Annotated in this window: 9 protein-coding genes, 3 tRNA genes and 5 pseudogenes; all 17 read right to left on the bottom strand. The window is 42.2% G+C overall.

From position 1 onward, the window contains the following. Nucleotides 1–174 precede the first annotated feature (174 nt). Nucleotides 175–967: pseudogene (locus JCM19033_RS10415) on the bottom strand (MBL fold metallo-hydrolase). Then, entirely contained in the window at nt 924–1,814 is an 891-nt protein-coding gene (locus tag JCM19033_RS10410) for a two-component system regulatory protein YycI (RefSeq protein ID WP_054636263.1), read from the bottom strand. Before JCM19033_RS10410 ends, JCM19033_RS10415 begins: the two are co-directional and overlap by 44 nt. Continuing rightward, nucleotides 1,801–3,138, bottom strand: a complete 1,338-nt coding sequence (locus JCM19033_RS10405; RefSeq protein ID WP_054636262.1) for a YycH family regulatory protein — start codon at nt 3,136–3,138, stop codon at nt 1,801–1,803. Before JCM19033_RS10405 ends, JCM19033_RS10410 begins: the two co-directional genes overlap by 14 nt. Next, nucleotides 3,135–4,951, bottom strand: a pseudogene (walK, locus tag JCM19033_RS10400) (cell wall metabolism sensor histidine kinase WalK). Before walK ends, JCM19033_RS10405 begins: the two are co-directional and overlap by 4 nt. Nucleotides 4,952–4,953: 2 nt before the next feature. Beyond that, nucleotides 4,954–5,659: pseudogene (gene yycF, locus JCM19033_RS10395) on the bottom strand (response regulator YycF). A gap of 268 nt (nt 5,660–5,927) precedes the next feature. After that, nucleotides 5,928–6,003, bottom strand: a tRNA-Phe gene (locus JCM19033_RS10390). A gap of 6 nt (nt 6,004–6,009) precedes the next feature. After that, a tRNA-Asp gene (locus JCM19033_RS10385) sits at nt 6,010–6,085 on the bottom strand. Between the two features lie 155 nt (nt 6,086–6,240). Continuing rightward, nucleotides 6,241–6,316: transfer RNA gene (locus JCM19033_RS10375), tRNA-Lys, on the bottom strand. Between the two features lie 221 nt (nt 6,317–6,537). Continuing rightward, nucleotides 6,538–7,826 (bottom strand): annotated as a pseudogene (locus tag JCM19033_RS10370) (adenylosuccinate synthase). Between the two features lie 392 nt (nt 7,827–8,218). Then, nucleotides 8,219–9,586 carry a replicative DNA helicase gene (dnaB, locus tag JCM19033_RS10365; protein WP_054636261.1) on the bottom strand — a complete coding sequence of 456 codons (1,368 nt, stop codon included), beginning with the start codon at nt 9,584–9,586 and terminating at the stop codon, nt 8,219–8,221. Between the two features lie 167 nt (nt 9,587–9,753). After that, entirely contained in the window at nt 9,754–10,197 is a 444-nt protein-coding gene (rplI, locus tag JCM19033_RS10360; RefSeq protein WP_054636260.1) for a 50S ribosomal protein L9, read from the bottom strand. Next, a pseudogene (locus JCM19033_RS10355) lies at nt 10,194–12,165 on the bottom strand (DHH family phosphoesterase). The gene rplI and the pseudogene JCM19033_RS10355 overlap by 4 nt, the downstream one beginning before the upstream one ends. 11 nt (nt 12,166–12,176) lie before the next feature. After that, nucleotides 12,177–13,118 carry a YybS family protein gene (locus JCM19033_RS10350; protein ID WP_054636259.1) on the bottom strand — a complete coding sequence of 314 codons (942 nt, stop codon included), beginning with the start codon at nt 13,116–13,118 and terminating at the stop codon, nt 12,177–12,179. A gap of 303 nt (nt 13,119–13,421) precedes the next feature. Beyond that, entirely contained in the window at nt 13,422–13,649 is a 228-nt protein-coding gene (gene rpsR / locus JCM19033_RS10345) for a 30S ribosomal protein S18 (protein ID WP_054636258.1), read from the bottom strand. Nucleotides 13,650–13,717: 68 nt separating this feature from the next. Continuing rightward, a complete protein-coding gene (gene ssb, locus JCM19033_RS10340; RefSeq protein ID WP_054636257.1) occupies nt 13,718–14,209 on the bottom strand; it encodes a single-stranded DNA-binding protein in 492 nt (163 codons plus the stop codon). 24 nt (nt 14,210–14,233) lie between these two features. Further along, nucleotides 14,234–14,521 (bottom strand): 30S ribosomal protein S6, encoded by a 288-nt coding sequence (rpsF, locus tag JCM19033_RS10335; protein WP_054636256.1) that lies wholly within the window; start codon nt 14,519–14,521, stop codon nt 14,234–14,236. A gap of 119 nt (nt 14,522–14,640) precedes the next feature. Continuing rightward, entirely contained in the window at nt 14,641–15,741 is a 1,101-nt protein-coding gene (gene ychF, locus JCM19033_RS10330; protein WP_054636255.1) for a redox-regulated ATPase YchF, read from the bottom strand. Nucleotides 15,742–15,987 lie beyond the last annotated feature (246 nt).

The raw sequence follows: 15,987 nt of genomic DNA, 5'->3' as shown, positions 1-15,987 counted from the left end.
ATAATTATGATGTTAGGGTGTCCGACTCTCTGTATTTTTACACCTTAAAAGTTCACCTGCTTATATATCACGTTGCTGAAGAAGATAAAAACGGCTGTTGAGAACACTTTCTCAACAGCCTGACAGCGGTCTCCGCCGTACTAGACCGAAACACTTTTCTTATTGTAACCTTGCTTATACTTCAATTAAGGACGTAGGCGTATAAGGATCCGTATCCAAAAGGTGAAACTCACTGCCTACTCCATGTCCTTTCTCTTCCAGCATTTGAGACACTGTCATTCGAGCCAGTTCCTTCATGTTATTATCCTGGCTTAAATGAGCCAGATACACTCTTGATGTATTATCACCGATTACTTCGGCCAAAGCCAACGCAGCATCTTCATTTGATACGTGCCCTAAATCCCCTAAAATCCGTCTTTTGACATTCCAAGGGTAACGCCCCATTCTCAACATATTCATATCATGGTTGGACTCAAAGATAAGCATGTCTGAGTTTTGAATGGTACCCTTAATATGTTCACTGACATACCCCATATCGGTAGCAAGCGTCAGCTTTTTCCCTCATGATGGAAAACAAAAAACATCGGGTCAGCAGCATCGTGGGAAACTCCAAAAGATTCCACGTCAAGATCTTTAAAGCTTTTCACTTCTCCTCGTTCAAAGTGGAACTTCTGTCCTGGATCAACTGTTCCTATCTGGCTGTCCATGGCTTTCCAGGTTAGGCTGTTGGCATAAACAGGAATGCCATGTTTACGCGCAAGCACTCCTACCCCTTTTATATGATCGCTGTGTTCATGGGATACTAATATGCCATCCAGCTCTTTAGGATTACAAGAAACCTTGGCCAGGAGCTGTTCTACTTTTTTTCCGCTCAGACCCGCATCAATGAGAAGTCTTTGTTTGCCTGTCTCTACATAGATGCGTTACCTGTACTCCCGCTTGCTAGTACACTGCACTTTAAAGACATTGTATTCACTCCGTTTATTCCTCTTCATTTTCCCTGGACTCTTCACTAGTATCTTCATTCTCCTGGTGGCAGAATCAGTTAACTCCTGAATTCCACCATCTATGGCATTGACCAGATAAAAAGACTCTTCATCAATTTCGATGCGATACATCGGCGCAAACACCTGGGATTCTCCAAGAGGACTGAAATAACTGTAATACCCAAGTTCCACTTGACTGACGACAGAATTGAACGTAAGAAGCTGCTCATTTAACAAGCTTTCAATTGCTTTTAAAGGAGAAAGGAGTTCACGCTTTCTCCCGTGCTCTTCCACTTCCAGGAAGCTTTGAAGGTAGCTCGTCACATCTCCCTCGTCATTTAAAAACAGTACCAGCTGCTCTTCCTGATCAGTGTATACCGTGCTGCCTTGGTAGGTTTGGTAGAATACCAGATTTTGATTCTCCTGATCCCAGCTGGCAAAGCGGTACTGTTCACCGTTATATATCTCCGATTCTAAAAAGCTCCCAATGTCCTCGTTCACATTATCATTGGAAATTGAGTATGGCTCATCCAGGACAACCCCCATGGCATGTTCATCAGGAAAAAGAATTTCTTCTTCGTCTACTGCATCTATTGCTTCCTGAGGGACGGGTGTGCGTTTCCCAACTATGTGTCGTCCTTCATTGATTTCATCGGGAAGGTTTTCAGTAATGCGAATATTATTGTCCTCAAAACGCTGCTGCAAAGTCATCTCAGCTCTTACGTTTAGTTCACTGGCATTTTGTTTTTGAATAAGCTGATAGACCAGAAAAGAATTAAGAAGGAGAAACGTAACAATGAAGATGGTTTTTGTTTTACTCCAGTCCATGCTCCTCCCCCTCTGAATTATTAATTTCAAGCGGATACCAAGAGTCTCTGTATTTCACAAACCACATGGGTTCAAAGGCCAGGACGAGGTTGTGCCTGTCCATCTGGTAGCCTACACGAATATTTTCAATTTCCTCTTCGCTAAATGGAGTATGCTGCTCAATATAGTCCAGCACCTCTTGTCCAGCGGGCAGTTCATATGGAGTGGATTCAATGGGCTCTTCTTCTACATCTATATCATACATCGGTCTAGAATAACGAGATGTCTGGGTGCCAGACCTTGTAACAAATAAGCTTGTTCTGTTCACTCCATTACTTTCAAACACAGGAAGCCCTTCTATAATCAAGCGAAATCTACTTTCATCCTGGTCCGCATCTTGACTCCAGGAATAGAGGTGATACTGATCGGTCCACCCTCCATGAGAATTGATGAAGTCAAAGGATGTGTTCACCACATGTTGCTGACTGGCAGTTCCATGGTCGCTGAACACTGGGTTAATATAATTTAAATACCGGCCATTTCTAGTTAAGTTCATCATCCTGTTCCCGTCGGTAAAGGACTCTGTGCCATTCTCCTGGCGGTAATGCTTTACATACGTCGGGTCACTAAACAAGTAATCGATAAAAGGCTCAGCTTGAAGCTCTACGCTCGTATATTGTACATGCGGATAAGTTAAAGGGTTTTCCGGCAGATAGTGTATTCGAGGTATTTCTTCGTTCCCTTCGTTCCCCTGATGAGCAAATACCTCAGGGTAAGACCCTGCACGGTTCAAATACTGGTTTTCAAAATCAGAAACACTCAAAGTGGTAGATGCTTCAATTACTAAATCTTCCTCATATGAAATCAAATGTGCCAGTATCTCCTCGTTTTCCTCATCGTGAGTAAAGAGAAAACGATCTGCCGACCCAACCGTTAAATAAGGCTCATCTTCTTCAAATTCAAAAAGTTCGCCTAACACTTCACTGGGAATAGGAGCAGGAAATATCAGTTCAATTCCTGATTCCGCGTCATACAGGTTTTCAGTATCTACAGAGGTGCTGACAGAGAGTTCTTCAAACCCAGCATCAAGAAGGGTTTCATAAAAAGAAACAAACAAAGATTCCTGGCCGTCCACCATGGTGCTCCCCAATTGTGTATGAAGGATCATGCGTTCAGGCCACACTACCTCATCGTAGTTTAATTCCTCTCCGTAAGGGTCACTTTCAATAGGCTCAGTACCTTGCAAAAGATCATAATCAGGCTGGTACGTCCACATGAGCCACGTTAAAAATAAACTAATAATGACTAGAATTGTGAGGAGGCCAGATTTCACCCGTTCAATCATTCGTTAACACCTGCTTTTTTATAGACAGAATACGGAAGAGTAACGATAATTGTCGTTCCTTTTTCCCACTCGCTGCGCACACCAATGTGACCACCGTGAGCTTGAACCATTTCCTTGGCAATAGCAAGCCCAAGACCTGTGCCCCCTAAATTCCTAGCCCTTGCCTTATCTACTCTGTAAAATCGATCAAAGATTTTCTTTTGATTTTCCTTTGGTATACCTACTCCTTCATCACGAACAGTTACTGCTATATTTTGCCCTCGTGGATGGAGCTTTAGGGTAATTGTTCCGCCATCTGGAGAATATTTCACTGCGTTTGAAATGATATTATCAAACACTTGCACCATCTTATCTTGATCCATGTCAATGTAAACAGGATAAGAAGGAATCACTCGTTCTAGTTCAATGTTTTTATCCTTCGTCACCATTTCAAAACGATCGCCGATTTCATGAAGAAGGCTGCCTATATCTGAAGACTGGTAGTTAAGTTTTAAATCGTTGCTGTCCATTTTTGAAAGCTGCAGCAGATCATTAACAAGACGGATCATTCGTTCCGTTTCATTCTGGGTCACCTTTAAAAAGCGCTGTCTCAGCGTATCATCAAGCATCGCGCCATCCTCAAGAGCTTCTAAGTAACTTTTCAAAGAGGTAAGAGGTGTTCGAAGTTCATGGGAAACGTTGGCTACGAATTCTTTTCGTTCACGATCGATCTTCTCTTGTTCTGTTACATCATGAAGCACAGTAATTAAACCATTAACCGGTCCATCTTCATTACGGATTACCGAAAAGTTTGCTTCCAGGAGATACTCTTGTTCCTGCTCACTGAAATCCAGCAAAATTGAATCTGAGTAATCGTATAGGTCACTTGGTGCAATGGTTTCCGACAGCCTGAGCAAATCAGGAAGGGAGGCCCCTTCTACATCTTCACTGGATATGTTTAAAAGCTGTTCTGCTCTCTTATTCATTAAAATAACACGGCCCAGTTCATCGGTTGCAATCACGCCGTCAGTCATATGAGTAAGCACAGAGCTTAGTTTCTTTCTCTCTCCTTCTGTCGTCGCATTAGCATCCTTTAACTTTCTGGTCATATTATTAAAGGAAATGGCCAACTGCCCGATTTCGTCGTTGCCGTATACTTTTACACGACGAGAGAAATCACCTTCAGACATAACTCTGGCCTGCTTTTTCATATCTACAATAGGCCTCGTAATGGTTCTGGCCACAAATATTCCCAAAATCATTGTCACGACCAGGGCAATAAAGGTACTCGTAGCTAGAATGTTATTAATATCCTGCATCTCTGAATACAGTTCTTCCATAGGAGCTTCGATATAAATCGCTCCCACAATTGTATCGTCCACACGAACCGGGTGCGCCATCACATATATCCGGTTTCCCTGAGGATCAAGAAGGATATCTTCATCTTCTGTTCCAAGCAGGGCTCTCTTGACTCTGACTTCAGTGTTGAGCTGCCCTACAAGGTTTTGGCTCAGAGACGTGCCCCGTACTACCTGGTTAGCATCAACAACTTGAATTGTAGCGTTATCAATAGTAAAAAACTCATTTAAAAGGATGCTGATATCTCTCTCTAACGAGTTATCATCATCCCTCTGGTCCTGACCATTTCCTGGGCCACATTATACTCAAGTAAATTAACCCGTTCCTCCAGCATGGAAAAATGATTATCCACGAGTTGTTCTTCTAACTGATTCGTAAAGAAGACACCAATAATTTGTACCGCAATAATAAGCAGCAATACATAGATTACTACGATTTTAAAATTAATCGATTTAAAGAAATCGATAGCTTTCATGGTTATTTCTCCTGTTCAGGGTTTTTTAAATAGTAGCCTACTCCTCTTCTCGTAATAATCCACGTAGGGTAGCTGGGATTATCCTCCACTTTTTCACGGAGCCGGCGTACAGTTACATCCACTGTTCGTACATCACCAAAATAGTCGTATCCCCAAACAGCTTGAAGTAAATGCTCTCGCGTCATCACTTGTCCAATGTGCTTTGCTAAATAATAGATCAGTTCAAACTCTCGATGTGTAAGTTCTATAGGCTCTCCTCGCTTAGAAACGAGATACGCATCCGGATCAATGAGCAGATCGCCAAATTGAATGTCCTTTTGCTTTTGTTCTGTTTCTTCAGGAGGGGCTTGATGCGTCGTAAATTAGCTTTAACTCTGGCAATTAATTCCCGGGTACTAAAAGGCTTTGTTACATAATCATCTGCACCAAGCTCTAAGCCAGTACTTTATCAATCTCTGAATCTTTGGCAGTAAGCATAATAATAGGCATTTCAAAATGCTTGCGGATTTCTCTGCATACTTCCATTCCATCCTGATGGGGAAGCATAATATCCAGAAGCACCAAGTCAGGTTCAAATTCGTGCACTTTTTCTACTGCTTCTTTTCCATCATAAGCCACTTGTACTTCAAAACCTTCTTTATCTAAACTAAATTCTAAAATGTCAGCAATCGGCTGCTCATCGTCGACAACAAGAATTTTCTTGTCCATCCTCATCCGCTCCATTTCTTCATCACTAAAAGATTAATCGCCCAGCATAAAGAAGCGTTGGATCGTTAATTCAGCTTCTATTGTAACATAGCGAGCAGGGGAAGTTATCTTGTTAATGAAATACTTCCTTATCTGCCGTCTTTTCTCTGTTAATCTAGGGTTATTCCCTTTATTTACTGAAAAACTGCCCGGTTTACCAACCGCGCAGTGTCAATTTTCACTTACATTCAATTATTCCTATAAAAAAACATACTCAAAGAGTATGAAATGGTGGCTCGAGACGGAATCGAACCGCCGACACGTGGATTTTCAGTCCACTGCTCTACCGACTGAGCTATCGAGCCTAAACATGGCGGGCCTGACGGGGATCGAACCCGCGATCTCCTGCGTGACAGGCAGGCATGTTAACCGCTACACCACAGGCCCAGTTTATGAAATGAAATGGTGACCCGTACGGGATTCGAACCCGTGTTACCGCCGTGAAAGGGCGGTGTCTTAACCACTTGACCAACGGGCTTACAGGAAAAGAAGTGTTCTATGTCACTTTCCATATCATAAAACTTATGTATTATGTAATTAAATGGTGAGCCATGGAGGATTCGAACCTCCGACCCTCTGATTAAAAGTCAGATGCTCTACCAACTGAGCTAATGGCTCCTGTGTGTCTCGCAAGCAGTTATGCTTTGTTTTCGGCGACATGATTAATAGTATCACAGGTGTTTTTTTAATGCAAGAAGAAATCTATATTCTTTTTTAAAAACTTTGTTCTTCCTTAAATTCTGTACCTATTTTAACATTCCGCCCTGTCCATGAAAAGGAAAAGTATGAAAAAAACAAAGGAGAAAGAAAGTTCCTTTCTCCTTTGTTCCTGCACTTTGTTATCTTCCCCACACGCCCCGGACAAGATTTGTCTGGTTCCGGTCTGGTCCAACAGAGAAAATGGTTAAAGGAATGTTCGTTAACTGAGATATCCGCTCAATGTAATGGCGGGCATTTTCAGGAAGGTCTCCGAGTGACTTTACGCCTGTAATATCTTCTTCCCACCCTGGAAGTTCTTCATAGACAGGTTCACATTCAGCTAATACTTTCAAGCTTGCCGGGAACTCCTCCATAATTTCACCTTTGTACTTATACGCTGTACAAATCTTCAAGGTTTTAATTCCTGTTAATACATCAATGGAGTTTAAAGAAAGATCAGTCAGTCCGCTTACTCTTCTTGCATGGCGGACAACTACACTGTCAAACCACCCTACTCTTCTTGGACGTCCAGTGGTAGTTCCGTATTCATTACCAACCTCACGGATCTGGTCGCCTGTTTCATCATGCAATTCAGTTGGAAACGGGCCATCTCCTACACGTGTAGTATACGCTTTAGACACCCCTACCACGTGATCAATCTTTGAGGGACCAACACCTGATCCAATCGTCACTCCACCTGCAATAGGGTTAGAAGAAGTGACAAACGGATAAGTCCCCTGATCGATATCCAGCATAACCCCTTGTGCACCCTCAAACAATACGCGGCGCCCTTCATCAATCGCGTCATTTAACACAACAGATGTGTCAGCCACGTACTCTGAGATTTGCTGACCGTATTGATAGTATTCCTCAAGTATGTCTTCGATCTTAAAGCCTTCTGCATCATAAATCTTTTCAAGAAGACGATTTTTTTCTTTAAGATTTCTTTCAAGCTTTTCCTCAAACTCTTCTTTATCCAGAAGGTCTGCAATGCGAATCCCGATTCTTGCTGCTTTATCCATGTATGCAGGACCAATCCTTTGCGGGTTGTTCCAATTTTATTGGTACCTTTGCTTTCTTCTTCTACGGCATCCAATTTAATATGATAAGGCAGGATCACGTGAGCACGATTGCTGATTCTCAAATTGCTGGTGTCTACACCTCTTTCATGAAGATAAGCCAGCTCTTCCACAAGCGCTTTCGGATCGATTACCATTCCATTTCCAATCACACAAGCTTTATCATCATAAAAAATTCCTGATGGAATTAAATGCAATTTATATTTCTTTCCGCCAAACACAATCGTATGGCCGGCATTATTTCCGCCTTGATATCGAGCCACAACCTCTGCATTTTCCGAGAGGTAATCTGTAATTTTTCCTTTTCCTTCGTCTCCCCACTGTGTACCTACAATAACTACTGACGACAAAGCGTCCACCTCCAAAAAGTATGTACAACCACTCTCTTATAAGCCAAAACACACCTTTTGTTACGAAAAACTCTCCAAAAGGTTCTGTGCAGGCAGATATTCATTTAAGAAGTTTTTTCTCCTAAAAACCCTTTCATATTGTATCAACTTACCATAAGCAAGTCAACAAAACCCGAACATTTTTGTAATTGACAAAGTCATATGTTCGTTATAATTATGTATCTGAGAAGAGAAACACAGACCGCCATAAGAATACGTGATTTTTCTCCTCCTATTTCCGGTACAGAAAAAAACCTTAAGAAACATCCCCTCTGTATCGTTAAGAATCTTCCTTAGTTTCAGCTAAGATTCTTAAAACATACAGAGAAAGATCCTCTTAAGGCTAGTTCTGCCTAAGCTACCGGAGGAGCAAAGCTGTCATCATGGCTTCGATCAAGGTTAACAAATTTATTGTACTCCTTAATAAAAGCAAGCTCTACCGCTCCTACAGGTCCGTTACGCTGTTTTGCAATGATAATTTCTATGATGTTTTGGTTCTCTGCTTCTTTGTCGTAATAATCTTCACGGTAAAGGAAGGAAACAATATCAGCATCCTGCTCAATACTTCCAGATTCCCTCAAGTCAGACATCATTGGTCGTTTATCCTGGCGGGATTCTACTCCCCTGGAAAGCTGAGATAACGCAATGACGGGAACGTCAAGCTCACGGGCAATTGCTTTCAGGTTTCTCGAAATCTCTGAAACTTCCTGCTGCCTGCTTTCCCCGCCTTTACTGCTTCCCTGGATTAATTGAAGATAATCAATCAGAATCATTCCAAGGCCTTGTTCCTGCTTCAACCGTCGACATTTAGCGCGGATGTCTCCGACACGAATACCCGGAGAGTCATCTATATAAATTCCAGCCCTTGAAAGGCTCCCCATTGCCATAGTTAGTTTTTCCCAATCTTCTTCCTCCAAAGCCCCTGTCCGCATTTTTTGTGCATCAATGTTTCCTTCTGCACAAAGCATACGCTGCACGAGCTGGGATGCTCCCATCTCCAGGCTGAAAATGGCCACGTTTTCCTCCGTTTTGGTCGCAACGTTTTGAGCAATATTCAAAGCAAAAGCAGTCTTTCCCATGGAAGGTCTTGCCGCCACAATAATTAAATCACTTCGCTGAAACCCGGCAGTCATTCGGTCCAGCTCCACAAATCCGCTGGAGATTCCCGTAACTTCATCTTCTCCTCGGTTTTGAAGCATTTCAATATTATCATAGGTTTCTATCAAGACATCCTTGATGGATACAAAAGCGCTTGTACTTCTACGCTGAGAAACTTCTAATATAGATTTTTCAGCCTCACTTAGTATATCTTCTACCTCTTCTTCACTTGCATAGCCTTCAGAAGCAATGTTTGTGGCTGCCCGTATAAGCCGGCGCAGTAACGACTTCTCCTCAACAATCTGGCTGTAGTACCCAACATTTGCTGCAGTGGGTACAGAATTAGCCAGATCCGTTAAATAGGATAGGCCGCCTATTTCTTCTAACAGCTGTGCATCCTGCAAGGCAGAGGTTACTGTTACTAAATCAACTGGCTCACCTTTATCAGCTAAATTTATCATTACTTGGTAGATTCGTTGGTGTGAAGCCCGGTAAAAATCATGAGGGGTAAGATGTTCCGTAGCTGTTACAAGGGCCTCGCCTTCTAAGAAAATCGCCCCTAACACAGCTTGTTCAGCTTCTATGTTTTGAGGCGGTGTCCGGTCTGTAAACACTTCATTCATCGTACATCGCCTTCCTAGTATAAATATTTTCTTGGCTCATTTTCCTGCCATGTTCTATTATAAGGCGAGCCTGTAGAAAAAGAAATATGAAAGAAATGACTCTTTCGTCCAATGTCATCAAGATAGATATAAAAAAAGAAATGGCTGACAATATCAGCCATTTCTTTTTATTCTTCTACGACGTGAATATTTACAGTTGCAGTTACTTTTGGATGAACCTTAACGGGCACTTTTGTCACACCAAGGCTGCGAATAGGTTCATCAAGCTGAATCTTTTTCTTTTCTACTTTTAAATTCATATCCTTTAGCTTTTCAGCAATTTGCTTAGTGGATACCGCTCCAAAGAGACGGCCGCCTTCCCCGGCTTTTGCTTTAACTTCCACTTTGGCTGCTTCCAGCTTTTCCTTGAATTCTTTTGCTTTCTCTAGTTCTTCTTCTGCTTTTTTATTATCACTTTGCTTTTTTGCTTCAAGGTTTTTCATGTTTCCTTTTGTTGCTTCTACAGCCAGGTTGTTGGGAAATAAGTAGTTCCTTGCATATCCTTCAGAAACATTTTTCACTTCCCCTTTTTTACCTTTCCCTTTGACTTCTTGTTGAAAAATCACCTTCATGTTTGTGTTCCCCCTTCTAAAAATTCATCTATTGCAAGTTCAAGCGCTTCTCTTGCTTCTTCAAGAGTCACTTCTTCAAGCTGTGTTGCGGCATTGGTCAGATGACCGCCTCCGCCCATTGCTTCCATGATCACCTGAACATTGACATCACCTAAGGAGCGGGCACTTATACTGACTCTCTCATCCTCCCGCTTAGAAATGACAAAGGACGCTCGAACATTATTCATAGTTAGAAGTGTATCTGCAGCCTGTGCAATTAAAATCTGACCAAAGGTATCTTCTTCAGATGACTTGGCAATGGCCAGACCCTCCCGGTAAATATATGCCTGTTCAATAAGCTTAGAGCGCTTCACATATTTATCTATATCTTCCTTTAAAAGCTGCTGAACAAGTGTCGTATCCGCCCCGTTTGCTTTCAAGAAAGATGCTGCATCGAAAGTCCTTGACCCAGTCCTGATTGCAAAGCTTTTTGTATCGACAATAATTCCTGCCAGCAGAGAAGTTGCTTCCAAGGTATCCATTTCCAGCTTATTTGGCTGGTATTCAAGAAGCTCCGTGACGAGTTCTGAGGTAGAGGAAGCGTATGGCTCCATATACACAAGAACAGGGTCCTTTATAAACTCTTCCCCTCTTCTATGATGGTCAAGAACCACGACTCTTTCAACTGCTTCGACAATTCTCGGTTCAATGACCATAGATGGCTTGTGGGTATCCACGACAACGACCAGGGTATGGCGAGAAAGCTCATTCATTGCTTCCTCAGGAGTAATAAAATGAGCCCATAAATCCTCATGCTTTCCTACTTCCTCCATGAGTTTTTGGACGTCAGGATTAATATCCGAAGGATCAATTACAATATAGGCATCCTTATCGTTGACTTCTGCGATTTTCAAGACACCAATCGCCGCACCAATCGCATCCATGTCCGGATTTTTATGTCCCATAATAATAATTTGATCACTCTCAAGAACAAAATCTCTTAGCGCATGAGAGATAACCCGGGCTCTGACACGAGTACGCTTTTCCATCGCATTGGATTTTCCGCCGTAAAACCGTACCTTCCCGTTTTGTTCTTTGATCGCCACTTGGTCGCCGCCTCGTCCTAAGGCCAGGTCTAAACTGGATTGGGCAAGTGCTCCGATTTCACGAAGAGAAGATTCCCCTGTACCAATTCCAATACTTAACGTAATAGAGACTTTTTCCTTCCCTGTAAGCTCTCTGACCTCATCTAATATATCAAAGCGTGTCTCTTCCACTTCATGAAGCGCCCGCTGATTAAATACCGCGATATACCGATCAGAAGAAGTGCTTCTTAATAAAATTTCATGGCGGTTGGCCCAGCTATTCAAAGAAGACGTCACCTGACTCATTAATTTGCTGCGGATTTGATCTTCCATTCCCTGGGTTACCTCATCATAGTTATCAAGATATATTAGCCCAATGACGGTTTGTTCCTCGCTGTATAAACTTCTTGTCCTTACTGTTTCAGTCATATCAAAGAAGTAGAGGAGACGTTCCTCGGGTCGCGAGTACACATGATAATGCCTGGTGCCTATATGGATTTGTTTTTCACTTTCTTTCTTTTTTATTAAGGGAATGAGCTCATCTGAAATCTCATCTAAAGATTCCCCGAGAAATTCATTTGGAAAATAAGACATCATATAGGGATTTAACCACTGAATGGCATAATCCGGATTATATAACACCATACCTATAGGCATTTCTGTGACAGCTTCTTCACCAGCTTTGTTTACTCTGTGGCTCAATGTAGAAATGTATTCTTCCAGATCTTTTTCAAAAGCTTTTTCGCGCTTGTACCGTGAAAAACAGCAAAAGACCCAGAAGAAAAAAGCCCAGCAAACCAAGCTCCCACTGGTAAAGGGTAAGCAGCCCTATAAACACTGTGGCTACCGTAAACAGTGCAATAATATGATAGCCGTGCCACCGTTTCATCAAGAACTTAGGCATAAAGTCAACCCCTACTTCTTGTCAGTTTCAATCCTTTTTTTCAAGTTAAATCCTAAATCAATTATACCTAAGATTCGAATGAGATAAAGGATAAAAGGCAGGAAGATTCCCACGATCACTAAAAGAATTGGTAAAGCCTTAGACATTGATTTAGCATGTGTATAAGTAAACATCACAGTTATTCCTTGAATTGTCATGGCCAGCTCAAGAATAGGAAATATGTTAGCAACGACAATATACATGGATGTGCCTTCTTCAAGTCCAACAATTACCAGCACAGCCGCTACCAGATAATACCAAAGGAGCGAGCGAGGGAAATTCACCTCTCGAAAAGGAGGAAAAGGTTCAACTGGTTCTCTCAGCCTTCTTAAAATCACATGTGCAATCAACTGGGTAACAAGAGCGAACGTGATGCCAGTTAGAATCAATATAACCGGTATCAGATACTGGAGCTGATCAAGTGCCTCTCTCCAGACTGCCATTGCTTCTTCGTCCGTTTCCTGCCCCAACCCACCCAGCATATTTTCAGCAGTTTCCATAGACTGCCTCATCATTTCCTGGGAGGTTTGTACTACGTTTATATCAAAAAGGACAATGCTTCCGATGTAAAGAAGCAGCAAACCAAAAATATAAGCAAGACTTCCACCTACTAACACAGCCAGCGCCTCTTTTTTCCTGCGTATCATTTCCCCTACTATGATCCCGCCTGCACCAAAGAAAAAAGTGAAAGGAAAACCAAACAATCCAGAAATGATGAAAGATAATAAGAAAGCTACTCCCCACATTACCAGTCCTGCTCCTACTCCATGTCTAACTACGTACACGATAAAGGGCAGGGGAAGAAACCATAAAACAATCATATTAATAACCGGCACCCAAAGGGCCATCAGCATAAGAACAATAAAAAGTCCTGTAAGTAAAGCCCCTTCTGTCAGAGCCTTTGTTCTCTGCATGGTTTCACCTCATTATGTTCTACAACTATACTTTGTTCATTATCATTACTGTTGAATAGTGTGTGAGATAGTGGTAAATTCATTTGTCTATTTTATCCCATTCCAACCAAAAAAGAAAGGGAACAAGTAAAGGGAGAGCCAGTGCCTGGACCTTTACCACGAAGACAACTGTGCAATATACCGTTTATGTACGGCTACAGGAACAGGAGGTAAATAGGAACGAGGCACTGCTCTCTTACACACTGCTGACAAAAGAACAAAAAAAGCATAACAGACGTAAACCTGTTATGCTTTCCACTAATATTATTGCTCTTTTGCGTATGGTAGCAATGCAACTTGACGAGAGCGTTTGATTGCTTTAGTCAGTTGGCGTTGATACTTCGCGCAAGTTCCAGTTACTCGACGAGGAAGAATTTTCCCTCTTTCAGAGATGAACTTCTTCAAAAGATCAACATCTTTGTAGTCGATTTTTTCGATTTTGTTCACCGTGAAGTAACACACTTTTCTACGCTTACCTCTGCGACGTGCCATGTATTTCGCCTCCTTTAATTTAGGTTTTATTTATATATACTATTCTTTATCTCGTGGTGGGAGGGTTACTAGAACGGTAAATCATCATCAGAAATATCGATGGGCTTTCCATCACTAGCAAACGGATCTTCATCAAGGTTCGAAGAGCCTTGTTTTCCTTGGCTGCCATAACCACCTTGAGCCGCGCCATACGACCCTTGTTGTCCGCCTCGAAAATCGTCACGTGCTCCTCCGGAAGCATTCTTAGGCTCTAAAAATTGCACATTCTCTGCTTGTACTTCTACCACGTTTACACGACGACCTTCATTGTTTTCAAAGCTTCTGCTTTGCAAACGACCATCAATGCCGACCATACTTCCTTTTTTTAAGTAGTTGGCGACGTTTTCTGCTTGTTTTCTCCACGTTACACAATTGAAGAAATCAGCATCCCGCTCTCCCTGCTGATTTGTAAACGGTCGATTTACAGCAATGCCAAAATTGGTCACTGCTACGCCGTTTGGTGTATATCTCAATTCAGGGTCACGGGTGAGACGCCCGACCAACACTACACGATTGATCATCGAATCCCCTCCCGGTTCCATTCATTAATCTTCGTCTTTAACTACTAAGTGACGGAGAATCTTGTCATCCATCTTTACAAGACGATCAAATTCATTAATCGCTTCAGTGTTAGAGTTAGCGTATACCACTACATAATAACCATCGCGATAATCATTGATCTCGTAAGCAAGACGGCGTTTTCCCATCTCGTCTACTTTCTCAATCTCTGCTCCATTGTTGGTAAGAACGTTGCTGTAACGGTCAATTGTTTCCTTTGTTCCGTTTTCATCAAGATCTGGAGCAATGATATAAAGAACTTCGTATTTGCGCATAATGCGTCACCTCCTTCTGGTCTTACGGCTCCGTATAGGAGCAAGGAGAAAAAACGGACAAATCGTTTTCACTCGCAATTAGCAATTATAGCAGAGTCTTTCACCTTTGGCAATATCCCTTAGACGTTAAAACGGAAATGAATGACGTCACCGTCTTTAACAATATATTCTTTGCCCTCAAGCCTTACTTTTCCGGCCTCCTTGGCGGCTGCCATGGAGCCTCTTTCTACCAGGTCATCATAAGAAACTACTTCTGCCCTGATAAAGCCCCGCTCAAAGTCTGTATGAATCACTCCGGCTGCCTGAGGAGCCTTTGTGCCTTTACGGATCGTCCATGCTCGTACTTCCTGCTCTCCTGCCGTGAAATAGGTTTCCAAGCCAAGAAGCTGATAAGCTGCTTTAATGAGTTTGTCGAGGCCGGACTCTGAAATCCCAAGTTCCTGAAGAAATTCTTCCTTTTCTTCTCCGTCCAGCTCAGCAATCTCAGATTCTATCTTTGCACAAACAGTAATTACTTCAGAGTTTTCTTTGGCTGCAAATTCCTTCACCTTTTGTAAATGTTCGTTATCCTCTTCGCTTAGAAGATCTTCTTCACTTACATTAGCGACATAAAGAACCGGCTTTTTCGTCAGAAGATGAAAACCGTGAACGAGCTTTTCTTCCTCTTCTGTAAGCTCGAGGCTGCGTGCCGGCATCTCTTGTTCAAACACTTCCTTAAGCTTCAATAGGACACTATACTCAGCCATCGCTTCTTTATCTTTTGACTTGGCCTGCTTTGCCACTTTTGTGAGTCGTTTTTCTACTGACTCAAGGTCCGCTAAAATTAACTCAAGGTTAATGACCTCGATATCACTGATTGGATCTACTCTCCCGGAAACATGAGTGATATCACCATCTTCAAAGCAGCGGACAACGTGCGAAATAGCATCCACTTGGCGGATATGAGATAAGAACTGATTTCCCAGTCCCTCACCTTTACTGGCACCTTCTACAATGCCTGCAATATCCGTAAATTCAAAAGCTGTCGGAACAGTCTTTTTTGGTTTCACAAGCTCAGTCAGCTTTTGAAGTCGCTCGTCAGGGACCTCTACGATCCCCACATTTGGGTCAATGGTACAAAACGGGTAGTTTGCTGATTCTGCTCCTGCCTGGGTAATAGCATTAAATAAAGTGGACTTCCCTACATTTGGAAGACCTACTATCCCTGTTGTCAATGCCATGAAACGTCACTTCCTTTTTTCTCATAAAAATATGGCCCTCATTTCAAATTACTGAGAGCGTAAAGCCGTAAATATATTTGACAAAAAGGTCTTAACCTTTTGTAAATCCAGTATTTTCACCTTTACAATTATAGAGAGATCAAGGGTAAAAAACAAGGTGGAGTTGCCAGTCATCGCAAAAGGATGATTTTTTTACATAAAGAGGTTTCTACCTGATGATCCCGCCGTCAGCGATTTTTGCTTGCG

It is taken from the genome of Thalassobacillus sp. C254 (assembly GCF_001310615.1).
The sequence above is the reverse complement of the archived record's forward strand: the minus strand, read 5'-3'. Positions and strand labels throughout refer to the sequence as shown.

Excerpts from the sequence above, each read along its gene's own strand:
- JCM19033_RS10410 (WP_054636263.1), bottom strand. The coding sequence starts at position 1,814 with ATGGACTGGAGTAAAACAAAAACCATCTTCATTGTTACGTTTCTCCTT.
- JCM19033_RS10405 (WP_054636262.1), bottom strand. The coding sequence starts at position 3,138 with ATGATTGAACGGGTGAAATCTGGCCTCCTCACAATTCTAGTCATTATT.
- dnaB (WP_054636261.1), bottom strand. The coding sequence starts at position 9,586 with ATGAATGAAGTGTTTACAGACCGGACACCGCCTCAAAACATAGAAGCT.
- rplI (WP_054636260.1), bottom strand. The coding sequence starts at position 10,197 with ATGAAGGTGATTTTTCAACAAGAAGTCAAAGGGAAAGGTAAAAAAGGG.
- JCM19033_RS10350 (WP_054636259.1), bottom strand. The coding sequence starts at position 13,118 with ATGCAGAGAACAAAGGCTCTGACAGAAGGGGCTTTACTTACAGGACTT.
- rpsR (WP_054636258.1), bottom strand. The coding sequence starts at position 13,649 with ATGGCACGTCGCAGAGGTAAGCGTAGAAAAGTGTGTTACTTCACGGTG.
- ssb (WP_054636257.1), bottom strand. The coding sequence starts at position 14,209 with ATGATCAATCGTGTAGTGTTGGTCGGGCGTCTCACCCGTGACCCTGAA.
- rpsF (WP_054636256.1), bottom strand. The coding sequence starts at position 14,521 with ATGCGCAAATACGAAGTTCTTTATATCATTGCTCCAGATCTTGATGAA.
- ychF (WP_054636255.1), bottom strand. The coding sequence starts at position 15,741 with ATGGCATTGACAACAGGGATAGTAGGTCTTCCAAATGTAGGGAAGTCC.